Below are 21,972 nucleotides of genomic sequence, written 5' to 3'. Positions count from 1 at the left end.
GGATCAGCGCAGAAAAGCGGTGAGCTCTTCGGCGCGGGGCAGGGCGGTCATGGCGCCTTTGGCGGTGGTGGCCAGTGCGCCGCAGGCCTGAGCCTGGGCGATAACCGCCGGCCACTGCGTTTCCTGCGGCAATTCGTGAAGGCGTGCCAGCGCCGCTAACAGACCGGCGACAAACGCGTCGCCGGCGCCGGTGGTATCGACCGGCACGATCGACGGCGCGCGGAAATGGCGCAGGCGATGCCCATCGTGTACGCAGACGCCGTCGCCGCCCAGCGTCACCAGCAGCAGGCGTGTCGGGTAGGTTTGCATCATCCAGCGGATGCCGTTCTCTACATCGTCAAGGTGGCTGATGAAAGCCAGCTCTTCGCGCGACAGTTTCACCACGTCAGCCAGCAACAGCGCCTTTTGCAGGCAGGGGCGCAGCGCTTCCGGCTGGCGCCAGACCTCTTCGCGGATGTTGGGATCGAAACTGACCCGGCCACCGGCCGCCCGAATGCGTTCCATCGCCGCAAAGGCCGCGCTGCGGCTGGGTTCTTGTGAAAGCGCGATGGAGCAGAGGTGCAGCCATTCGCCCCGTTGGAAAGCCGGCAGATCGTCGGGCTGCAAAAACAGATCGGCGCTGGGCTGCACCATAAACGTGAATGAGCGCTCACCCTGCAGATCGAGATCCACCACCACCGTGGAAGTGTGGTGGTCGGGATCCGGTCTCATATGACCGATATCCACCCCTTCATCGCTCAGTACCTGCTGCAGAAAGGCGCCGAAGCCGTCTTGCCCCACACGCCCGATAAAAGCGCTGTCGCCACCGAGCCGGGCGATACCCACCGCCACATTCGCCGGCGCGCCGCCGGGGCATTTGAGATAACCGTTGGCATTTTCCGGCACCAGGTCGATCACGGCGTCGCCCAGTACCCATACGCGATTCATCATGCTTAATCCCTATTTTTGTCGTTGTCAGATGGTTAGCTAAAATAGAAGAACCGATTTAGCAAGGCAATGAAATAATCCTCAGAGCCGCTTGGGCAGTGAGGAAGATCAATCTTTCTACTGGGCTTGGGGGGAGGGAATCTGCCCCGCGAACCAGCGCGGGGCGAGATAGCAGAGCGTTTAGCCCAGCTTCGGATAGACGCCGGGACCGATTGGCAAGCCTAGCGCATACCAGACCAGCAGCAGCAAAATCCACACGCTGAAGAACACCAAAGGATAGGGCAGGATCAGCACGTAATAGGTGCCGAGCTGCGCGTCTTTGCGGTAGCGCTGCAGGAAGCCGAGGAACAGCGGCAGGAACGGCGACATTGGCGCCAGCGGCAGCACCGCAGAGTCGGCGATGCGAAAGATCATCTGGGCGAACGCCGGGTGGAAACCGAGCAGCATAAACATCGGCACGAAGATCGGCGCTAAAATTGACCAGATCGCCGAGCCGCTGGCGATGAACATGCACAGGAAGGCGGAGAGGAACATCAGGCCGAGAAATGCCGGTGCGCCACTCATGCCGGCGGCTTCCAGCATATCGGTCAGGCCGACGGCCATAAACTTGCCCATGTTGCTCCAGTTAAAGAACGCCACGAACTGCGACAGCGGAAATACCATCACGATAAAACCCGCCATGCTTTTCATCGGATCGAGCAAGTGGTGGGGAATATCGTCCGGCCGACGGATCTGTTTGGTGACTACGCCATAGGTAATGGCGACGGTGAAGAAGAACAGGATGATGATCGGCACGATACCCTTGATGAACGGGGAAGGGATCACCGAACCGGTGTTCGGGTCACGCAGCGGCGCGGCCTCCGGCACCACCAGAGCGGCGATGATGGCGATAAACACCAGCGCGGCGATACCGCTCATCATCAGCCCCCGGTTTTGCAGCGGGGTCAGCGCTGCGATTTTGTCTTCGGCGCTGCCTTGCCACTTCGGCAGACGGGGCTCGATAAATTTGTCGGTGAGCAGCGCGCCTGCGATGGTCAGCACGACCACTGAGGTGGCCATAAAGTACCAGTTGTCGATCACGCTGACGTGAACCGCGCCATCCACCGCTTTGGTGGCTTCGGTACTGATACCGGAAAGCAATACGTCGGTGGTGACGATCAACAGGTTGGCGGTAAAGCCGGAGGCGACGCCGGCGATCGCCGCCAGCAGTCCGGCTATTGGGTGGCGGCCCACCGCCACGAACATCAGTGCGCCAAGGGGCGGCATCACCACCAGCGCGGCGTCCGACGATATATGACTGAAGAAGGCGATAAACAGCACCATATAACTGGCGTAGCGGGCGCTGACGCGCGAGGCCATTTTGTACATCAGCGCCTGCAGCAGGCCGACCTTTTCCGCCAGGCCGGCGCCTATCACCAGCGCCAAAATAGCCCCCAGCGGCGCAAAGCTGCTGAAGTTATGGATGATGTTGGGAAATATCCACTGCATGCCCGCCACGCTCATCAGATTATTCACCTTGATGAGCTCGCCGGTGGCCGGATTTTTCACCGCCACGTCGAGCCAGGAAAATAGCGCGGTGGCCAGCATAAGCACCAGGATCAAATAGACGAACAGTAAAAACGGATTAGGGATCTTATTGCCGATGCGTTCCACCCAGTAAAAAACGCGTCCGGGGCTTTTATTGATTGGCGTTGTGGCCTCACTCATGATTTTACCCTCTGTGTTTGCTCTGTTGTGTGATTGTTATTATTTGATTTATTTATAATTATGCTTAGTGGCCCGGTGAACCGGGCCCTGTCTGTTCATGCTATTTCAATGGGGAGGGTTTTACCCCCTGTGGGATAGGGCATCGATACGGCTGTTCGGCGCGTTGGTGCTCAAACTCGCTGCGGCAGCTCGCCAGCAGGGCGCTGTCGCTCAGCAGATCGATGGCGGTCGCCGCCATCACCTTGCCGGCCAGGCACATGCCCTTATGGGCGATAGCGGTGCGGCCCTGCGCCACCAGTTGCCAGGTGTGCAGAGGAGTGCCGAGTGCGAAACAGGGGCTAAAGCATTGGGCGGTTGGCGCCACCCAGCTCACGTCGCCAACGTCGGTAGAACCGTACAGCAGGTCGTCGGACTCCACATAAGGAGCGACCTCGTCCATCAGCACCTTATCTCCCAGCAGTTGTACCCACTCGCGCCCGGCTGCGCCACCGGTGCGGGCTATGTTGAGTTTGGCGTTGCGCAGATCGTCGCGGCTCAGCGTCTGGCGGATTTCCTCGGCGAAGCGGCGTTCGGCGTCGCTGTACTCGGGCAGACCGAAATCACACAGGTTTTGATACATCGCGCGTTCCAGACTGCGGTTCGGCACATAGTTGGAGCAGGCTTTGTCGAAGCGCACGTCCATCTGGGTGTCAGTCATCAGCGCTGCGCCCTTGGCGATGTTAATCACCCGTTGGTAAATGTCCTGCGCCTGGTCGAGCTGCGGTGCGCGGATCAGGTACAACACCTCGGCGTCGGCCTGCACCACGTTGGGGGAGCTGCCGCCGGTGTGGGTGACCGCGTAGTGCAGCCGCGCTTCCTGCACGATATGTTCGCGCAGGAAGTTGGCGCCGGTATTCATCAGCGTCACCGCGTCCAGCGCGCTGCGCCCCAGGTGTGGCGAGTTGGCGGCATGGGCGGCGACGCCCTTGAAGTGAAACGCCGCCTGAATGTTGGCCAGTGTGCTGGTGTTGAACATGCCGCTGAAGCCTTCTGGGTGCCAGGTGAGGGCGGCGTCGACGTCGTCGAACAGACCTTCGCGCACCATAAAGGTTTTGCCGGAGCCGCCTTCTTCGCCTGGGCAGCCGTAGAAGCGCAGGGTGCCGGTCAGCCGGTTCTGCTGCATCCACGCCTTGGCGGCGAAGGCGCCCGCCAGCGCCGCAGTGCCCAGCAGGTTGTGGCCGCAGCCATGGCCGTTGCCGTTTTCCACCAGCGGCTGCGGCGTGGCGCAACCGGACCGCTGGCTCAGCCCGGCCAGCGCGTCGTACTCGCCCAGCAGCGCAATGACCGGGTGGCCGCTGCCGTAGCTGGCGATAAACGCCGTCTCGATGTCGCCCACGCCGCGTTCGACCGAGAAGCCTTCCTGTTCCAGCGCATCGGCCAGCAACGTGGCGGAATAGGTCTCGTTGAAGCGCGTTTCCGGGTGATCCCAAATCGCGTCGCTCAGCGTGCTGAAGCGGGGTTGACGTTGGTCAATGTAGTCGTCGATAAATGCCTGCAGTTCTGAGTTGCTCATGCTCCGCTCCCGAATGTCGGCAGGTTCAGCGCCAGCGACGCCAGCGTTTTCACCGCCACCGCCATCACCTGTTCGTTGAAGTCGAATTTCTCGTTATGGTGCCCGGCGCTCAGCTCGGTGCCGAAAATGACGTATGAGGCCTGGCCGCCGCGGGATTTCACCCGTTCCATCATGTAGGTGGCGTCTTCTGAACCCGCCGCCTGTTCGCGGCGATCGACCACCGAGGTCAGCTCGGTTATCTGCTGCGCCTGGCGGCGGATATAATCCACCCACGGTTGGGTCGGTTTGCTGCTCTGCGCCGCGCCCATCAGCGCGATGTCGCAGGCGACGCCGTGCATTTTGGCGGCGCCTTCGATGGCGTTCAGGGCCTGCTGATAGACGAACGTATTGATCTCATTGGTGGCGCCGCGCGTCTCCACCTTCATAAACGCCCGATCGGCGATCACGTTGCGGCCGGTGCCGGCCTGCAGCACGCCGACATTGATGCGTGAGCTGCCTTCGCTGTGGCGCGGGATGGCGTAAAGCCCTAGCGCAGCCTGCGCCGCCGCCAGCAGTGCGTTGCGACCGTCTTCCGGCTTGGCGCCGGCGTGGGAGGCGACGCCGCGGAAGGTAACGTCCAGCTTGCTGGTGGCCATAAAGCTGTCGCTGCCACATACCAGCTCACCGGCCGGCACGCCGGTGCCGATATGCACCGCGGTGAAGAAATCGACGTCGTCCACCACGCCGGCCTCCACCATCGATTTTGCGCCGCGTGTGCCTTCCTCCGCCGGCTGGAAGATCAATTTGACGGTGCCGCTAAGCAGGGACTCCAGGCTTTTGAACACGTGCGCCAGCCCCAGGCCGATGGTGGTATGGCCGTCATGACCGCATGCATGCATCATGCCGCTGTTGCAAGAGGCGAAGCCTTCACTGAACGGCAGGTGTTCGGGTTCCAGCAATTCGTTGAGATCGAGGGCGTCCATATCCACGCGGTAGGCGATAGTCGGGCCGGGGCGGCCGGTATCGAGCGTTGCGACGATGCCGGCGAAGCCGCCGGAAAAATGCGGCAACCATTTTTCCAACGCGCCCTGATTGCGGGCGCGCAGTTCCTGCGCCTCCAGCTCATCGGACGAGGGTAGTCCCATGCGCGCCTCGGCCTTGATGACCTCGCGGCCTAGCTGCAGGCGGTAACCCAGCCGATCGAGTTCTTCCGCCACCAGGGTGGCGGTGCGGAACTCAAACCAGCCGGATTCGGCATAGCGGTGGAAGTCGCGGCGCCAGGCCTGCAATTGCGGGTACAGATCGGCCACCAACATCGAAAGCGAATTAGTCATAGTGATATCTCATAAGTTATCGCGCGCTGGATCGCTCCAGGCAGCAGTTATGCTCTGAACTGAAATCAGACGGTGATGCTCTTGCAAATAAAAAGGTGTATTTGGTTACTAACTGCCGTGAATGGCGCTTATTGGCGCAGAAAATGCGCTTAATTAAGCGAAATAAGAATTTGGTTATTTATTATGTTTTTTCCGAATGTACACAATGGAATCTGGCTAAATAAGATGCCAATATCTTGCTATTGATAAATAACGGTTATCGCCTTTCGCCTATGCCAGCCTCGATAAAATTGCACCAATTACGTGCATTTGTGGACGTTAGCCGCCAGGGCAGCATCCGCGCCGCTAGCCGTACCTCACGCCTTTCCCAGCCTGCACTGACCAAAGCCATTCAGGAGCTGGAAGAGGTGCTGGGCGCCAAGTTGTTTATTCGCCGTAGCCAGGGTGTGGTATTGACCGACTGTGGCGATAACTTTTTCCAGCATGCCAGCCTGATCCTTGAGGAGCTGCGGGTGGCGCAGGAAGATATCCAGCAGCGGCTGGGGTTGGCGGGCGGCACGGTGAATATCGGCGTTGGTGGCAGCATTGCGCGTACTGTGATGCCGCAGGTGGTCACTCAGTTTCATCGTGAGTATCCCAACGTGAAGGTGCGCATCGTCGAGGGGCAGCTGGTGTCGATGATCCCTGAACTGCGTCAGGGCGAGCTGGATTTTACCGTCAATACCTATTACCCCAGCAGCCTCGACAACGAGTTGCAGTACGAACGGCTGATGGAAAAAGAGTATCGGGTGGTGGTGCGCAAAGGGCATCCGATGGAGGGGGCAACCTCGCTGAAACAGCTACAGCACTGCGACTGGACCATGCCGACGCCGAAAGGCAGTTATTACCGGCTATTGCACGATCTGTTCGGGGACTTGGGCATGGCGCCGTCGATCAGCGTAACCTGTGAGACCTTTATGGCCTGTACCAGCCTGGTGGCGCAGAGCGATTTTGTCAGCATTCTGTCGGTGGACGTGATTTCGGATCCGATTCTGGGCAAGCATTTGGTGCCGCTTGAGCTGGAAGAGAGTCTGCCGAAAGCGACGTTTTATCTTATCCAACGCAAGGACACCACCCTGACGCCGATGGGCGCGCACTTGGCGCGCCTGTTTCGTCTTTACTGTCGGTGATACCGAAGCCCCATCGGGGGCCCGGGTATCAGAAGGCGATCGACCCCTGCACGAAGAAGGTGCGCGGTTCACCGACGTACTTGCCGAAGTTATTGTCGTTGGAGCGGGTAAAGTAGCGCTGATCGAACAGGTTTTTCACCCCGGCGCCCAGCGTCAGGTTCGACAGCTGCGGCCCGAAGTTATATTCCCCGCGCATATTCCACACCATGTAACCGGCGATGTTGCCGAACTGGCCATCGGCGCTTTCCTGCGTGATGTACTCCGGCCCGGTGCCCGGCGAATGCTGTTTCGACTGCGCATAACCGTCCAGATTCCATACCCAGCTGCCGGTGGCGTAACGCGTGCCGACGGTATAGACCTGGCGCGAGTAGAACGGCAGATCTTTACCGGCGAAGTCGCCCTTGTCGGTGCTGGCTTTGGTGTAGGTATAGCTGGTGTAGACGCTGGCGCCGTCGAGCGCCCGATTCAGCTCGCTGAGATCGTAGCTGAGCGCCAGCTCGATGCCTTTGTGCTTGGTGGCGCCCATGTTGGTCCAGCCCACGTCGTTGCTGATGTACTGCAGCTGGTTATCGAAGTCGATGTAGAACAGCGTGGCCTCGGCCTTGACCACGGTGTCGTCGTAGCGGGTGCCGAACTCATAGGTGCGCGCTTTTTCCGCCGTCAGCCCCGGCGCCGGCTGGTTGCCGTTGCCGCCTTTGGTCAGTTGGAAATACTGCATGCTGCCGAACGAGGTGTTGGCGTTGGCGAACAGTTTCCAGGCGTCGGACAGGTGGTACATCACGTTCAATGACGGCAGCGGCTCGCTGTAGCTTTTCTCGCGGCTGATGTTGTTGAATGAATCGTCCACGTGGGTGCGAATGCTTTCATAACGCAGGCCCGGCGTGACCGTCCAGTTGCCGACGTTAATGGTGTCGTCGATATAGAACGCGTTGGCTGCGGTACCGCCGGAGGTATGCTGGTAATAGTCCGGGGTATCCGGCGTCGAGCCGATATTGGCCGGATTATACCAGGCGGAACGCGATGCTTTTTCGTCCATGGTTTCATTCAGATAGCGGTAACCGAGGGTGATCTCGTGCGCCATATTCCAGAAGCGAAACAGCTGCGAATAGCTTGGTTCGATCGCCCAGGTTGAATAGTGGCGCGGATAGGAGACCATGCGCCGCTGGCCCGCGTTTTTGCCGGTGCCTTCCGATTCGATGTTGCTGCCGCGGTAGCTGTCGGTGAAGTAGGTCAACACTTCGAACTGCTTGTCGTCTTCCTGATGTTTGTATTTGAACGACATATCCTTGCGGCGGCCTTCGAACTGATCCCACGGCCGCGTGGACTGGAACGGGTTCTGCGCGTATTGCGCGCTGCTCAGCCCGCCCGGCATGCCGGCTTTGGCGTCGTAGTAGTGGAAATTGGCCAGCAGTTCGTCGCGATCGGTGAACGCATAACGCGTTTTCAGCATGAAATCGTCGATGTCGGTGTTGTCGTTGTTGTCGCGGTAGCCCTGGCCGTGCAGGCCGGAATAGAGCAGCTCGGCGCCGAGGCCGTTGTCTGCGGTGCCGCCCACGGAGGCGCTGGTCAGGGTCTTCAGGCCGCCGTGGCTGGCGCCCTGGGTTTGTACGCTGGCGGTGCCGCCAAACGTTTTGGGAATGTCGCGGGTAACGAAGTTGATCACGCCGCCGACGTTTTGCGGCCCGTAGCGCACCGCACCGCCGCCGCGCACCACGTCCACCGATTGCAGGTTACCGATCGATAGCGGCGCCATCGACAGCTGCGGCTGGCCGTAAGGCGCAACCGCCAGCGGGACGCCATCCATCAGAATGGTGGAGCGCGGAGAAAGACGCGATGTCAGGCCGCGCACGCCGACGTTGAGCGAAATATCGCTGCCGCCGGTGCCGTTGCTGTCGCGCACCTGCACGCCGGGCACACCGCGCAGGCTGTCGGCGATGGTTTGGTCGCCTTGCTCATGCATCTGCTGCTGGGTGACGATGGAACGCGCGCCCGGATGGTTGAGCAGCACCGAACTGGTATCAGGGTTGTCCAGCCAGTTGCCGACGACGGTCACGGTGTCGGTATCGTTCTGAGATGAGTTATCAGTAGCAAGGACAGGGAATGCGACGGCGATGGAAGCCGTCAGCAGGGAAAGCCGAAAAAGAGGTGACATAATAATGCCTTAAGAGTTTCAGACCCGGATGTGTTTTTTTAGAAAAGACAATCTTAATGATAATTATTGGCAAGTAAATAGAATTGTTACGGGATAGTTAAGTGGGTAACTAAATAATGAATGCGGGAAACAGGACCCGACTGGCGGGCCCTGCGGGAGGTTATTGTGGCGTAAGCCAGAAGACGCCGCTGTAATCCAGCGCGGTGAATTTCTGGTGCACCATTTCGATATCCGCTTGCGGATCAATATCTTTAAACAGCGCCGGGTGCAGGAATTTGGCGATCGCTTCAACCGCGATAAAGTTGAGCGGCGTGTCGTAAAATTGATGATAAATCGCCATCACGCGTTTTTCTTTCACCGCTTTCAGCACGTTAATACCGGTACGATCCAGCAGATGCGCCAGTTTCTTTTGGCTGGTGGCTATATCGGTGGTGTAACCCAGCGGTACCGCCAGCGTGCCGCGATGGCCACGGCTCCAGTCGGCACCGGTCAGCAGATAGAAATCCGGGTTGCTGCTGATCACCTGCTCGACGTTCACTTCTCCGCCCATGTCTGAAAACAGCTTGCTGCCGATATTGTTGCCGCCGGCGGTATCGATGAACTGGCCGAAGCTGCCTTTGCCGAAGGTGTTGCAGCACTGTTCGCCTTTGATGCCGGCGCTGCGCTCGATGAAGACGCTGGGGCGCTGCTCCGGTTTCAGCGTGGCGACCCGCTGGCGCACCAGTTCGAGGCGTTGCTGATAGAGGCGGATAAAAGCATCGGCGTTGGGCTGCTCGTCAAACACTTTTCCCAACAGCGCCATGCTGGCGACGGTGTTGGTCAGCGGCTGCTGGCGAAAATCGATGATCAGCACCGGGATGCCGACTTTTTCCAGCTGGGTCAGCACGCCGCTGTCTTTCAATTTGCTCAGCAGGCCGATGTCGAAAATGATCAGATCCGGTTGGCGCACCACCGCGCTTTCCACGCTGAAATCACTGGTGTAGGGGTTGTCGAAGGTGGGGATCTGCATGACCTGCGGGAATTTTTTCGCGTAGGCCTCCACCAGATCCGGCGCTTTGACCTTCAGCGAGTTGTCCCAGGCGATGATGTTTTTCAGCGGCTCCTGCGGATGCAGAATATTCAGCGCCAGCAGCGCACGGGCATCGGCCAGGATAACGCGTTTGGCCGGTTGCGGCAGGGTGACCTGGCGGCCGGCGACATCGGTGACGACGATCGGCGCGGCTTGAGCGGTGCCGGCCAACAGCAACACACAGGCGGCCAACCAGCGGCCGGCTTTAGCGATAAGAACAGCGGGCATGAAGATCCTTGGGTAATCGGCGAAGAACGAGAACGCAATGATAAGCGATATCCTTTCGCTTTTTGAACTCCCTTGATGCCGATAGATCATCCCTGGCCCATCAGCGGGTCGCTGACGCTGTGCTCACCGTCCTCCAGCCGCCCCGCCAGGCGACGCAGCCAGCCGGGGCCTCGCAGCGTAAGATCATACCAGCCGCCGCTGGTGCGGGCGTCAAACGTTTGCTGGTGGCTGCCGCCCGCAGGCAGCGTAATAGGCCACGGGCCTTGCTGAGTGTAAGGGCAGCGTTCGAGGGTGACCGCTATCGCTTCGGTGCCCGGATTATTCAACTGCAGCTGCAGGCTGCGGCCCGTTGGGCGCAAACGCACTTCCGGCTGCGGCCGACTCAGGACGCCGCGCAGCTCGCGATGAAAGCCGTTGGGGCCGAGCAGCCATAGATGGTACTCATTGTCCGCCTGCCAGTCGTCGCTGACCGCCTTGCCGGCCTCGACGGTATAGCGGCGCGGGATTTGCGTCAGGTCTCGCCGGTCGTAGACGTGAAATACCGCTCCCTGCTCGCCGGTATTGAACAGGTTCAACGTCACGCGGCGCTGCTCGGTCGCGACGGTGGCCTCGACGTGCAGCTGGTAGGGCAGTGCGCGGGAAGGGCGCGCCAGGCGGCGTTGGTGCGGCAAACGCTGGTGGGCGGGCGATGGCAGCGGCACCTGCGGCAGCTGTTCCTGGCGCTGGCGCAGGCCATCGGCGGCGTGGCGGCTGGTGGCGGGCAGGCTTGGCAGCGCTTCGCCGTTAGGGTCGACAAAGTTGAACGCTGAGGTGAGATCGCCACACACCGCGCGGCGCCAGGCGCTGATGTTGGGTTCATGCACCTGAAAGCGCTTTTCCAGGAATTGCAGCACCGAGGTGTGATCGAAGACCTGCGAATTGACCCAGCCGCCGCGGCTCCAGGGCGATAGCACCAGCATCGGCACCCGCGGGCCGGGGCCGTAGATGCGGCCGTCCGGCGGCGGCTGATCCTGCGAGCCGGGCGGCGCCACGTGCTGGAAGATCTCGGTATCGAACGGCACCGTCGATTTACCGGCGAAGCTGCCGTCTTCGCGCAGCGACGGCGCGGAAGGTGAGGGCATATGATCGAAAAAGCCGTCGTTTTCGTCGTAGTTGACCAGCAGGACGGTTTTGCTCCACACCTCCGGGTTATCGGTCAGCGCGTTGAGGATCTCTTGCGTGAACCAGCTGCCCTGCACCGGGCTGGAGGGATCGGGATGTTCCGAATAGGCCGCCGGCGCGATGATCCAACTGACCTGCGGCAGTTTGCCCTGCTGCACGTCGGCACGGAATCCGGCCAGCATGGCGTCCAGATCGTTGCCGTCGGCGGCCGGCAGGGTGTTGCCGTTGCCCTTGTACAGCGGCGCGGTCGCGTTGAGCTCGTCGCGATAAGGTACGAAGGCGTTGAAGCCTTTCGGCGGCCGCGCCGGGTTGCCCACCTGAATGCTGGCGGCGCGGTATTGGCGGAAGCCCGCCAGCGGGTTGTCGGTAAAGTTGTCCGGCAGGAATTGGTACACCTTCCAGCTGACGCCGCTCGCCTCCAGCCGTTCCGGATAGGTTGTCCACTGGTAGCCGATCTCCGCCGGGCCGGGGCTGTCCCACTCGTTGACCACCACCGCCACGTCGGCGGCGGACGGGCCGTTGGTGCCGGTCCAGTGGAACAGCCGGTTGGTGTTGGTGCCGGCGTGGATAGCGCAGTGATAGGCGTCGCACAGGGTAAAGGCGTTGGCCAGTGCGAACTGGAACGGCAGCTCCTGCTGGCGGTAGTAGCCCATCGAGGCCGGCGTTTTGTAGGTGGGCCAGGCGCTCATGCGGCCGTGATCCCAGGCGGCTTGCTCATCCACCCACGAGTGCGGCGTGCCAGTGACGCGCTGTGCGTTGCCGCGTTTGCTGTCCAGATGGTAGGGCAGCACCAGCCGCTCGGCGCCCTGCTGCTGCCAGACGAGGCGATCGCCGGGCAATGGGATGGTAAAGCGATCGCTGAAGCCGCGTACACCCGGCAGGGTGCCGAAGTAGTGGTCGAAAGAGCGATTCTCCTGCATCAGGATCACCACGTGTTCGACGTCGCGCAGGGTGCCGGTGCGGTTATTGGCGGGAATGGCCAGCGCTTTGCGAATCGAGGCGGGCAACAGCGTGAAAGCCGATCCAATGGCGGCGGCCCGCAGTAGGTCTCTGCGAGTAAGGTCAGGCATGCGTCGTTAATCTCCGTCAGTGTGCTTTGAAGATAGCCGCTGACGACGATAATGGCGAAAAATAACAGGGAGATGAAAGCGAGGAAACAATGCTCCCTGGCGGGAGCATTGGGGGGTAACGCTTACTGCCTGATCAGGCGGCCGAGCGCTGGCGCCGTTTCGAAATCGCTGCGGAAGGGGTTGATGTCCAGGCCGCCACGGCGGGTGTAGCGCGCGAACACGCTGAGTTTTTCCGGGCGGCAGCTCTGCTTGATGTCGTTGAAAATGCGCTCGACGCACTGCTCGTGGAATTCGTTGTGCTGGCGGAAGGAGATCAGGTAGCGCAGCAGGCTTTCGCGATCGATTTTGCGGCCTTCATAGCGGATCACCACGCTGCCCCAGTCCGGCTGGTTGGTGACCAGGCAGTTGGATTTCAGCAGATTGGAAGACAGCGTCTCCGACACCGGTTCCCCTTGATCGGCCGCGCCGCTCAGGTACTCCGGTTTGAAGGCGAAGTCGTCGACCGCGATATCCAGATCGTCGATGTTGATGCCCGGCAGGCGATCGATCTGCGCGGGGTAACCTTCCAGCCCCGGATAGAGTTTGACGGTGACCTGGCCATTGGCCGCCTGCGACAGATCCTTCTGCATGGCGGCGCTCACCTGTTCCACGCTGTCGAAGCGCGTTTGGTTGAAGCTGTTGAGATACAGCTTGAACGATTTGGATTCGATCAGGTTGGAAGAAGAGTGCGGGAAGGTAAATTCGCCGATGCCCACCACCGGTTTGCCCTTGCCGTTGAGCCACGACAACTCGAAGGCGGTCCACAGATCGAAGCCGCTGAATGGCAGCTGCTGCTCGTCCACGCCGATCAGATCGCGGCCGCGCGCGCGCGGCAGGGCTTCGAGCAATGCGGGAGCATATTGATCCGGATAATCGGAGTTCGCGCCAAGATGGGTGATCTTATCTTGCTTTTGGATATGCATATTCATTGCCCTTTGCTTGTTCGGTATTGATGTAGCGGTTAAACAGACTGCGGGTGGCGTAGATCGGCCCGACGCCCAGCAGGGCGTAAACCACCTTGATCAGGAACTGCGACAGGATCATGGTTTTGATGATGTCCCAGCTCAGCACGTTGTAGAACGCCAGCGTACAGAACACCACGCTGTCGATGGCCGACGCCACTACGGTACTGGTGATCACGCGCACAAACAGGTAGCGGGAGTTGGTCAACTCTTTGATTTTGCAGAGCAGGTAGGAGTTGACGTTCTCGGAGATCAGATAGGCCGCCGACGAGGCCACCAGCACCGCCATGATGCTGTGCACGATACCGTTGTAGGTCTCGCTGTACTCCCACTGCGGAATACTCGGCACCAGCGTTGTTACCCAAACCCCCAGGACGAAGGTCAGGTTGGCGATAAACGAGATGATAATCGTGCGCCGTGCCAGCCGCAACCCGTAGAATTCGTTGAGGATATCCACCAGAATGAACGTGAGCGGGTAGATGAAGATCGCCGGCGGCGTGATGAGATTCAGCACCGGGATTTGGATCGGCTTGACGCCGCACAGCGTTGAGAAAATATAAATCACGCTGAGCGCCACGGTAATAATCAGGTAGGCGTACCAGGAGCGTTCGTGGCGATCGCTGAGCTCGTAGGCGGTTTTTTGTTGGTTGTCGCCATAGAGTTTGCGGTACAGCGCCTGCAGCTCGTGCCGGCTCAGATCTTCTGATATTTCGCTGTCGGCCAGCTCATTCAGCCCCATGGTAATGGTTTTGCCGGTGGCCAATACCATGACATTGGCCGCGATGGTGCCATGCCGGGTGAAGCCCAACAGCTTGAACTTCTGATTCGGTTCCATTTATAACCTTTCTCCAACGATGTAACCCAGGAATTGCACGGTGTCCTGAGGGCGTTTGTCCATGCTTTCGCTGTCTTTGTCGTCAACCACAAAGAAGCCGCGTTTTCCCGAGTGATACAGCAAAGGTGAATCGCAAATCAGTACCGGCGGCCTTTTGATGATGATGACCTCGCCGGGAATAAATGACCCTTTAATTTCGGTCTCTATTTTCATTGCCAACATGTTCGACTCATCGCCGAAGAAATAAGTCAGAGGAAACTCGGTGACCAGCTGCCCGATCTTGCGCTGCGAGACGGCCAGATAGCGCGACTGGGGGATCACCGGAATGGCGGAAGGGTTCTTGTTGCCTTCGGTGGACAGCGTTTCGTTGAGCAGCTCCAGTTTTTCCAGATCGTAGTCTTCGATCTCTTCACAGGAGACACCGAAGAAGTCGGAGATCCGATTCACGGTGGATTGCTGAACGTTGTTCACTCTTCCGTCAAGAATTTTGTAGAGGGTAGTGCGCGTCAGGCCGCTGCGATTGGAAAAGGAAGCCTTGGTTTCACCGCGGGTACGCATCAGATATTCAATATTTTTAATGATGTTGATTTTGCGCTGTGCGTTGGTGGTTTTCATTGGCTGTCCTTACAAACATTACGCAGGCTTCACTATATCTTACGCATTGGCGTTGTCCAGATAAAAAGGCGCAGACGAGCGGGTAACGAACTGATTATTAGCGGTAATTATTGTTTACCGTCAGCCGTTTAGCGCAGTGATGTCAGCGGGGGTAGCCTGCTTCCTCTGCGAGAAAGATAAAGCCGTGCAAATCAATTGATTAGGTTTTACTTATAGAAAAGTGAACACAAAAGCCGGTTTTATGTTTACTTTTATGTTGACCAAAGCCGATTTCATGGGCTACTGTTCATGCAAGCTGAAGTTTTTCTTTACGATCAAAATACGGAAGCCGACAGTTTTTATAATAAAAAGCTCAGAGGGGGCATTGCCACACTCTGAGCATAAATGGATAGCTTGCTACCGACACCAGGGACCCTAAACACCACGGCCGTTTGTCTGCGCGATCGGCCCCATCTTTTGCATTGAATCCCCTTTTCGAGCGTCAAACACTCCCCCGATACCGGAGGAGTGCATTACCGCGTGCGCGAAAATCAGAGAGACTTCTGCGAGGCCAGCGGTTTTTGCGCCCGACTGAAGGCCAGTTTAAGCACCCAATACAGCAGGCTGGCCGCTACCAGGGAATTGATGGTCGGTACGCCCCATTCGGTCGCCAGGCCAACGGCGCCGCCGGCGATGCTGGCGACGATCGCCGCCCAGCCGATGGTTGGCGTTTCGTTCGGCAACTGGCCCGTGCGGCGGCTCTCGTCCAGGATCTTGCGGTGGCTGCGCAGCAGGTAATAGTCCACCAACATGATGCCGATAATCGGCGGGAAGACCACGCCAAGCACCGTCAGGAAGTCGACGAAGCGGTCGAGAATGCCCAGCACCGACAGCGTAGTGCCCAGAATCCCGATCACCAACGTGGTGTAGGTGTACTTCAGCTTTTTGCCGGTGATGCCTTCCACCGCGTTGACGATGCCCAGCGAAGAGGAATACAGGTTGAGATCGTTGACGCGCAGGGTGGAGAACACCACTACCAGCAAACCGGCGCCGCCGGCCGCTTGTGACATGATGGTGACTACATCCGCGGTGCCCAGGGTTTTGGCGATCAGGATCGCCAGGCCGTTTACCACGAACTCGCCGGCGATGATGGTGAAGAGCGTGACGCCGAGCACGTGCTTGCCGTTTTTGGAGTAACGGGTCAGATCGGGGGTCATCAGGCTGGCCACGATGGCGCCGCCGACGACGATGGTGATGCCGGCGCTGATGGTCAGCGGTTCACCCGGCGGCGCCAGCTGGATGATCTCCTGCAGGTTATGCCCGGAAAGCGCGGTCACTGAAATAAAGGCCACCAGCATGATGAACATCGGCACCGCGATACGTGCGGCGATGCGCAGCGCCTTGAAACCGAATGCCACCAGGATAGTCAACAGCGTGCCCGAGAGCCCGGCGGCCAAGCCAAAGCCCAGCTTATTGCCGAGCGCGAAGTCGAGCGACTTGGCGAAAATGGCGTTCTGAATGCCGAACCATCCCAGCAGGCTGACGGCCACCACCACGCCGATCAGCACCGAGCCCAGACGGCCGAAGCCGCACCAGCGCGCCAGCAGGCTGCCGGAAATGCCTTCACGCATGCCCGCCAGCCCCAGGCCGTAGGTCACCACGCCGAAGATCAGGCTGCCGACGAAAATGGCGGTGAAAGCGTCAATCAGCGTCATGGAGTTGCCGAGTACGGCGCCGAGCATGAACTGGTCCAGCGCGGTCAACATGCCCATATGCACGATGGCCACGCTTAAAAACGAGACTCTTTTATCCTGCGGCACCCGGGTGAGCGGATAATCTTCGATCTTTATCACGGTGAGATCTTCCTTGCGGTTCAAATAAACTGAATGCCTTTGGTTATCAGGCGATCGGGAATGTAGTTATCCAGATTGGCGTATTTGCAGTATTCCTCAAATTGTTGCTGAGTATGCACGTTGGCCTTCTGGTAAATGTTATAAATGCGGTTTTCGATGGTCTTATTGCTGACGTTATAGATTTTTGCGATCTCTTTTACCGTAAATCGTTGCAGCATAAGAAAAATGACATCGAGTTCGGCACGGGTGAACAGCTCGTTATTGACTTCGGTGGTCAACACGCTGGGTTTTTGCTGATTGATGTATTTCAGCGGTGACAGGCTGTTCATCGGCTTGGCGTTCCAGATCACGCCAATCACCTGTTTGTCATCGTTGTACACCGGTAGCTTTTCGCTGATAAACGGCGTCAGGCTGTCTTTGCCGTACCAGTAGTGGGTTTCTATGACCGTGACCCGATCGCGCGCTGCTTCGGTCATCTTGTCATGCTCGATAAAGTCGGCGGCGGAGTCGGCCCAGTCGGCGGGGAATTCGTGGTCATATTTGCCGGCGACGTCGAAATTCAGCGGCGTATTGGTATAGAGATAAGCGGCACGGTTCATATAGAGGTGGCGGGACAGCTGGTCTTTGATGCCCCAGGGCTCGCTCAGGTGCTCCATCATGGTGATGAGGCCCTTAAAATAAGATTCATTATTTTTATGCGATGAATCCATACCTACCTCTGCGCCGCTCAGGCCGCGTTACAGGCTTTTAGCCAGGTAATGGCGGGTGTGGCGATGCGCGTAGTCGCCCAGCTCGCCGTAGACCCGGTAGCCCAGTTTTTCGTAGAAGCCTCGGGCCTGGAAATCGAAAGTATCGACATAGGCCATATGGCAACCGCGCTTGCGGGCTTCTTCTTCGGCCAGTTGCATCAGCTGGCGGCCGTAACCGCTTTTGCGACATTGATCGCCGACCCACAGATACTGCACTTCCAGGCCGCCCCACCAGGTGCGTGCGACCAGGCCACCGACGATCTGCTGGTTGTCGTCAGTGACGGTCAGGAACAGTGGGTGAATGTCTACGGGCTGGGTTTTATGGTTGTGAGCCCAGAGGCTGTCGATAACGAACTCTTCATCCTGCGGGTTGGGTTTGTCGGTGATATTAATATTCATTTTTAATATAATTCCCTGATTTAATTATTCAAAACTGAACTAGGCGCTTTCGCCCTAACCGCTTCTAATATCACTTTCATTAATGTATTTCAAGGGTGGTTTTCACCCTTTTCCGCCAGGTGAGAGGCCGCTTATAGTAGGTGCCACAGGGAGAAGAAAATAGTGAAACAGGCGGTATTAAAACGCTGAAATGCCCTGCTAACACCATCTTTTCCTACTTGCGCCTCACCAGGGCCCCACCGGGAAAACTGCAGTACTGTATGGCTCCACCGGATAGAGCAAGCTCACTTGCCGACGGGGGAGCCACTTTGTTTTTTGACGCCCCCACCATTCTCTGTCTCAGATAGTAAACACTCTTCTTATCAGAAGATATGCGCCGCAGATGAAAATGTGGCCGATAGCTTCTGATCCGCTGATTTAGTCCTCTGCAATGACGTTGCCCAGCGCCGGCTCGATGGCCGCACCCAGCATGGCGCCGTGTCCCAGGGCAGGCCATTCGCGATAGCCGACGGTGAGACCGTCGAGCTGTGCCAGGTGTTCGGCCAATAAACGCGTTGCGTCCGCCGGCAGAGCGGGGCTCTTCACGCCGGGCGGGGCAGCGCGATCGCGTTCTGCCAGGCCAACCCACAGTTGCAACCTGGCTGCCGGCGCCGCGCGCCGTTCTGTCATCTGCTGCGCTTCTTGCAGGATCATGCCGTTGCCCCACCACAGCGAGGGTTCCACGGCGATGTAGCGCTGAAAGGCGGTGGGATGGGTGAACAACGTATGCAGAACGAAGAGCCCGCCGTAGGAGTGCCCCCACAGCGTTTGCCGCTGAGGATCGACCGCCAGTTTGGCGGCGATCGCCGGTTTGATCTGGGTCTCAATCAATTGCAGGAACGCATCCGCGCCCCCGACGGCCCGCGGCGGTTTCTTCATGCCTGCCGGCAGAGGGAGCGTATAGTCGTAGGTGCGGCCGGCGGCATCGATGCGCAGATCGTTGTCATAGCCGATCATCACCAGCACCGGTGGCCGCTTCGTTGCTGCCAATTTGGCCAGTAAGGCGGCGTTCAACTCCATCAGCACCGCATTGCCGTCGAGGAAATAAACCGTTGGATAGCCGTCTGGCACAGGCGCCTGACGCGGTTGGGCGATGCGAACACGATAATGCCGTTGGCCATCGGCGGAGGTGAATCGCAGATCGCTGAAGCGGTAATCCGCAGTATCGCTATCGGCTACGGTAGTGCCGATCTTGCGTTCCAAATCGGGCCTGGCCATCACGGAGCCCGGCAGCCAAAGGCCGATGGCGAGCGCCAGAAGCGCGGAGATAAAATGCCGGTTGGACAATAACATGCGGATCAACATCCTCGAAAAAGGCCGATAGTAGCATCCGTTCGCGCCCGGTAAAAACCTACCTTTAGGGCGGACATTCCGGTCGCGAAGCGCTGCCAGCCGTTGCTTTGCCAGGTTAATAGCAACTCATTGTTATTATTGGTAAGTCAGGAATAAGAGGGATTACAATTAATTAGAAATAGTTATGGTTTTTATGGAGGGGGAAATGGTGAAGGTAGGTAAAAACACACGGTTATCAACGATTTTTAGCGAAAAAAGCCCTATAAAATAGGGCAAAGACACACAACAACACCAGGGAAACTTTCCTGTATCTTATATTATAGCTTCCTATACATATAGAACATTTTATTATAAATATGTAAGTGATTCTTATTAATCACTTAATACCATTGTTTTTCAAATGGTTATGTGATCTGACTGGCGTATTGCACTTGGGTCGGGTGTGGGCTGCCAGGGATAGGCAGCAGAGATTTTGCTGTAACGGTGGCATGAACAGGCGAGGTCATCGGCCCGATATCCCTCAGGGCAATACCGGCCCGCGGGCTGCAAAAAGGCCGGCCGGTATTTATCCTCAGGCGCAGCCGATCTTCACTGTGGGATGTGGGACCAGGTGAAAATCAGTGCTGTTGCAACGTCAACATCTCGCCAAGCAAAACATCGGTTGGCGGCAGAATATCCGTATCCAGCCCGGCGGATGGGGTAAAGGTCAATTCGCCGAAAATGATCTGGCCTTTGGAGATGTAGAAATCAACGCGAACAAACTCGAAGGGCGCGGACAAGCGTGAGGCGTACTCAAACAGCTCATCGTAGCCTTCTGGCTTCACGAAGGCGTCTATTTCTTCCTGGCTCAAGGCCAGGCAGTCATCGCTGTAGCACAGAAACTTGAAATCTTTGTCAAAGAAGTAATACTTCGGCGACCCGGTTTCTCTGCCGACACACAGCAACGTGCAGTAAGGTACACCGCGGAAACAATAGATTTTATAGTCTTCAGGTCCGTGACCATTGGCCGATTCGATATATTTCTCCCCAATGATCTTTTTTTGTATCCCTTTGTAGTTGAGCTCTACATAAGTTTTCCAATAATCGTCTTTCATCCAAGCGTCGATCAATTTTTTTGCGCTCTTGATATTCAGCAATTTTTTATTCTGGCAAATCAGGTTATACCCGGAACCGTGATTCCCTTTGATCACAAACTTATCCGGCAATGCGTCCCACGGAATATCGTTTACTGAATCACAGGCAAAGTACAATTCATTAAGGATCTCTTCGCACCCTTGATCTTTGATGTACTGTCTTACCGCATATTTATCTGCACACTGCTTCACCAACGCATTGTGACTATAGCCATTCAATTTCAGGTGATTGATCTTTTCATTCCAGGTGGACGGCGCCTGCAAGTTTAACGGTTTGCCAAATGCTTTTTTGTAGAGCAATCTGGCCTTGAATTCGGGGGCCAATACGGCCAGCTGCTTCGTAATAAATTTAATGACTTGTCTTTTCATATACGTAATTCCATCAAAGCGTAGTGACAATGATTAAGTCGTTCTTGTATTTAAAACGCGGGTGGTGCGCTTTCACTGCGCCATTGAATGGCTGTCGGCGTTGTTCCCAGATCAAATGGCTTGTGGTCTAACGCCCGATTAAGAATGCGAGCCGACCGCCACGCCATCAGGCTCAACTGCGGATCGGCAATGCCGTGATTGTGCATACTGGCGTTCATGGCGAATAAGCAGTTCTCCGCCGGGCCTTCCCACTCAAAGGTAAAGTCTGGGGCGATGCGGTATTCGCCCTCCGCAGTGGTTAGTAAGCGGTGGGCCAAAGGTTCAAGGAACTCTGGCGTGGCCGATTGATAACCGGTGGCAAAGATCACCACGTCCGCCTTGAAGGCTTCTTCGCCGTGATCGAGATGATGACGCGTTTCGAGTTGGTAGGCGTTATCCAGCGTGTGTTTCACGGCCGTCAGCGAACGGCTGGGCAGCAGGCGCACCCATAATTTCTCGCGCAGGACGTCGAAGCGGTGGTACATGGCGCGATAAATCGCTAGCAGCGACTCACTGGTGATGCCGTCTGAGGTCATTTTCTGTTCGGCCAGCATATGCCGTTTGGCCGCGCTATCCAGTGAGTAAAAGCTCTCGACGTAATCGGGCGTGAAGTATTCGTTGGCAAAGGCCGCTTCATCGAGCGCATTATAGTTGTTGCGGCGCGATATCCAGTCGAGCTGCTCCGGTTGCCCCCATTCCCCTTTAAAAATATTGAGGAACAGGTCTGCGCCGCTCTGGCCGCCACCGACGATCGCCACGCGTTTGCCGGTCAGATCGGGGTTGCGCAGCATCATTTCGCTGGCGTGGAAACAGCGATCGCTTTGCGTCGTCACGCAATCAGGCAGCTTTATTTTCTTGCCAATACCGATACTTACGTGCCTGGCGTGGAAGACCTTATTCGAGGTGGTCACCACGAACTGGCGCTGCCGATCGTCAAATTCGACCCGCTGAACGTCTTGATTGAATGCCAATGATCCCATCCCGGCGGCGGCCCAGGTGAGGTAATCGGCGAACTCTTCGCGCGATGCGGTGCGCTGCTCCGTCGTCAGGAAACGATAAAATTTTCTGTTTTTTACCAGATAGTTGAGAAAGCTGTAGCGATTGGTTGGGGCAACCGCGCTCACTAAATCTTTTAAAAAGTTGGTCTGCATACTGCAGTCCGCCAGGATCATCCCTGGGTGCCAGGAGAAATGAGGTTTGCGTTCAAGGAATTGTCCCGTAAATCCCTCTATTTCACTTCCTAAGGCTGCCAGGCTAAGATTCGACGGGCCAAGGCCAATACCGATGATATCCAAATGCTGATTCATTAATAAGCTCCAG

General features: G+C 57.7%; 17 protein-coding genes. 1 reads left to right on the top strand and 16 read right to left on the bottom strand.

All coding sequences use genetic code 11. The annotated features are described in order from the left end of the window. Window positions 1–3: 3 nt before the first annotated feature. The 4 genes from BVU99_RS00715 to BVU99_RS00700 all read right to left on the bottom strand — a co-directional run bounded on the left by BVU99_RS00715 (window position 4) and on the right by BVU99_RS00700 (window position 5,499). The gene (locus BVU99_RS00715) at window positions 4–930 is read right to left on the bottom strand and encodes an aminoimidazole riboside kinase (RefSeq protein WP_025304277.1); all 927 of its coding nucleotides are present in this window, start codon (window positions 928–930) and stop codon (window positions 4–6) included. A gap of 177 nt (window positions 931–1,107) precedes the next feature. Continuing rightward, on the bottom strand, window positions 1,108–2,634 hold the full coding sequence (gene abgT / locus BVU99_RS00710) for a p-aminobenzoyl-glutamate transporter (protein ID WP_025304276.1): 1,527 nt from the start codon (window positions 2,632–2,634) through the stop codon (window positions 1,108–1,110). 100 nt (window positions 2,635–2,734) lie between these two features. After that, complete coding sequence (locus BVU99_RS00705) at window positions 2,735–4,186, bottom strand: M20 family metallopeptidase (RefSeq protein WP_025304275.1); 1,452 nt, start codon at window positions 4,184–4,186, stop codon at window positions 2,735–2,737. Continuing rightward, window positions 4,183–5,499, bottom strand: coding sequence for a M20 family metallo-hydrolase (locus BVU99_RS00700; protein ID WP_060434562.1), 1,317 nt, complete (start codon window positions 5,497–5,499; stop codon window positions 4,183–4,185). The genes BVU99_RS00705 and BVU99_RS00700 overlap by 4 nt, the downstream gene beginning before the upstream one ends. A gap of 272 nt (window positions 5,500–5,771) precedes the next feature. Between BVU99_RS00700 and BVU99_RS00695 the strand changes: the two genes are divergently transcribed. Beyond that, a complete protein-coding gene (locus tag BVU99_RS00695) occupies window positions 5,772–6,668 on the top strand; it encodes a LysR family transcriptional regulator (RefSeq protein ID WP_025304273.1) in 897 nt (298 codons plus the stop codon). A gap of 28 nt (window positions 6,669–6,696) precedes the next feature. Here the strand turns inward: BVU99_RS00695 and BVU99_RS00690 are convergent, their stop codons facing one another. From BVU99_RS00690 to BVU99_RS00635, 12 genes are all read right to left on the bottom strand, one after another. Then, window positions 6,697–8,820, bottom strand: coding sequence for a TonB-dependent siderophore receptor (locus tag BVU99_RS00690; RefSeq protein WP_043142139.1), 2,124 nt, complete (start codon window positions 8,818–8,820; stop codon window positions 6,697–6,699). A 160-nt stretch (window positions 8,821–8,980) separates the two neighbouring features. After that, window positions 8,981–10,117: an ABC transporter substrate-binding protein gene (locus BVU99_RS00685; protein WP_099816624.1), complete on the bottom strand. Its 1,137-nt coding sequence runs from the start codon at window positions 10,115–10,117 to the stop codon at window positions 8,981–8,983. Window positions 10,118–10,203: 86 nt separating this feature from the next. Further along, window positions 10,204–12,348 (bottom strand): phospholipase C, phosphocholine-specific, encoded by a 2,145-nt coding sequence (locus BVU99_RS00680; RefSeq protein WP_099816623.1) that lies wholly within the window; start codon window positions 12,346–12,348, stop codon window positions 10,204–10,206. A gap of 122 nt (window positions 12,349–12,470) precedes the next feature. Beyond that, window positions 12,471–13,310, bottom strand: a complete 840-nt coding sequence (gene queF / locus BVU99_RS00675; RefSeq protein ID WP_025304269.1) for an NADPH-dependent 7-cyano-7-deazaguanine reductase QueF — start codon at window positions 13,308–13,310, stop codon at window positions 12,471–12,473. Then, the gene (locus tag BVU99_RS00670; RefSeq protein WP_004937338.1) at window positions 13,288–14,184 is read right to left on the bottom strand and encodes a queuosine precursor transporter; all 897 of its coding nucleotides are present in this window, start codon (window positions 14,182–14,184) and stop codon (window positions 13,288–13,290) included. The genes queF and BVU99_RS00670 overlap by 23 nt, the downstream gene beginning before the upstream one ends. Beyond that, window positions 14,185–14,799: a helix-turn-helix transcriptional regulator gene (locus BVU99_RS00665; protein WP_025304268.1), complete on the bottom strand. Its 615-nt coding sequence runs from the start codon at window positions 14,797–14,799 to the stop codon at window positions 14,185–14,187. It lies immediately after the preceding gene. 530 nt (window positions 14,800–15,329) lie between these two features. Beyond that, the gene (locus BVU99_RS00660; RefSeq protein ID WP_025304267.1) at window positions 15,330–16,631 is read right to left on the bottom strand and encodes a cytosine permease; all 1,302 of its coding nucleotides are present in this window, start codon (window positions 16,629–16,631) and stop codon (window positions 15,330–15,332) included. Window positions 16,632–16,651: 20 nt separating this feature from the next. Next, complete coding sequence (locus tag BVU99_RS00655) at window positions 16,652–17,341, bottom strand: PAS and helix-turn-helix domain-containing protein (protein ID WP_025304266.1); 690 nt, start codon at window positions 17,339–17,341, stop codon at window positions 16,652–16,654. Between the two features lie 27 nt (window positions 17,342–17,368). Then, window positions 17,369–17,779: a GNAT family N-acetyltransferase gene (locus BVU99_RS00650; protein WP_019453029.1), complete on the bottom strand. Its 411-nt coding sequence runs from the start codon at window positions 17,777–17,779 to the stop codon at window positions 17,369–17,371. Between the two features lie 417 nt (window positions 17,780–18,196). Further along, entirely contained in the window at window positions 18,197–19,111 is a 915-nt protein-coding gene (locus BVU99_RS00645; RefSeq protein WP_099816676.1) for an alpha/beta hydrolase-fold protein, read from the bottom strand. 617 nt (window positions 19,112–19,728) lie between these two features. Beyond that, window positions 19,729–20,613, bottom strand: a complete 885-nt coding sequence (locus tag BVU99_RS00640; protein WP_025304264.1) for an ATP-grasp fold amidoligase family protein — start codon at window positions 20,611–20,613, stop codon at window positions 19,729–19,731. A 50-nt stretch (window positions 20,614–20,663) separates the two neighbouring features. After that, on the bottom strand, window positions 20,664–21,959 hold the full coding sequence (locus tag BVU99_RS00635) for a lysine N(6)-hydroxylase/L-ornithine N(5)-oxygenase family protein (RefSeq protein WP_025304263.1): 1,296 nt from the start codon (window positions 21,957–21,959) through the stop codon (window positions 20,664–20,666). Between the last annotated feature and the right edge of the window lie 13 nt (window positions 21,960–21,972).

The sequence above is a fragment of the Serratia sp. OLAL2 genome (genome assembly GCF_002752475.1).
Classification (GTDB): Bacteria; Pseudomonadota; Gammaproteobacteria; order Enterobacterales; family Enterobacteriaceae; genus Serratia; species Serratia bockelmannii.
This window is presented reverse-complemented; position numbering and strand designations above follow the sequence as displayed.

Coding starts and splice junctions, on each gene's coding strand:
- BVU99_RS00640 (WP_025304264.1), bottom strand. CDS start 20,613: ATGAAAAGACAAGTCATTAAATTTATTACGAAGCAGCTGGCCGTATTG.
- BVU99_RS00655 (WP_025304266.1), bottom strand. CDS start 17,341: ATGGATTCATCGCATAAAAATAATGAATCTTATTTTAAGGGCCTCATC.
- BVU99_RS00635 (WP_025304263.1), bottom strand. CDS start 21,959: ATGAATCAGCATTTGGATATCATCGGTATTGGCCTTGGCCCGTCGAAT.
- BVU99_RS00665 (WP_025304268.1), bottom strand. CDS start 14,799: ATGAAAACCACCAACGCACAGCGCAAAATCAACATCATTAAAAATATT.
- BVU99_RS00645 (WP_099816676.1), bottom strand. CDS start 19,111: ATGTTATTGTCCAACCGGCATTTTATCTCCGCGCTTCTGGCGCTCGCC.
- queF (WP_025304269.1), bottom strand. CDS start 13,310: ATGCATATCCAAAAGCAAGATAAGATCACCCATCTTGGCGCGAACTCC.
- BVU99_RS00680 (WP_099816623.1), bottom strand. CDS start 12,348: ATGCCTGACCTTACTCGCAGAGACCTACTGCGGGCCGCCGCCATTGGA.
- BVU99_RS00670 (WP_004937338.1), bottom strand. CDS start 14,184: ATGGAACCGAATCAGAAGTTCAAGCTGTTGGGCTTCACCCGGCATGGC.
- abgT (WP_025304276.1), bottom strand. CDS start 2,634: ATGAGTGAGGCCACAACGCCAATCAATAAAAGCCCCGGACGCGTTTTT.
- BVU99_RS00695 (WP_025304273.1), top strand. CDS start 5,772: ATGCCAGCCTCGATAAAATTGCACCAATTACGTGCATTTGTGGACGTT.
- BVU99_RS00690 (WP_043142139.1), bottom strand. CDS start 8,820: ATGTCACCTCTTTTTCGGCTTTCCCTGCTGACGGCTTCCATCGCCGTC.
- BVU99_RS00650 (WP_019453029.1), bottom strand. CDS start 17,779: ATGAATATTAATATCACCGACAAACCCAACCCGCAGGATGAAGAGTTC.
- BVU99_RS00715 (WP_025304277.1), bottom strand. CDS start 930: ATGATGAATCGCGTATGGGTACTGGGCGACGCCGTGATCGACCTGGTG.
- BVU99_RS00700 (WP_060434562.1), bottom strand. CDS start 5,499: ATGACTAATTCGCTTTCGATGTTGGTGGCCGATCTGTACCCGCAATTG.
- BVU99_RS00705 (WP_025304275.1), bottom strand. CDS start 4,186: ATGAGCAACTCAGAACTGCAGGCATTTATCGACGACTACATTGACCAA.
- BVU99_RS00685 (WP_099816624.1), bottom strand. CDS start 10,117: ATGCCCGCTGTTCTTATCGCTAAAGCCGGCCGCTGGTTGGCCGCCTGT.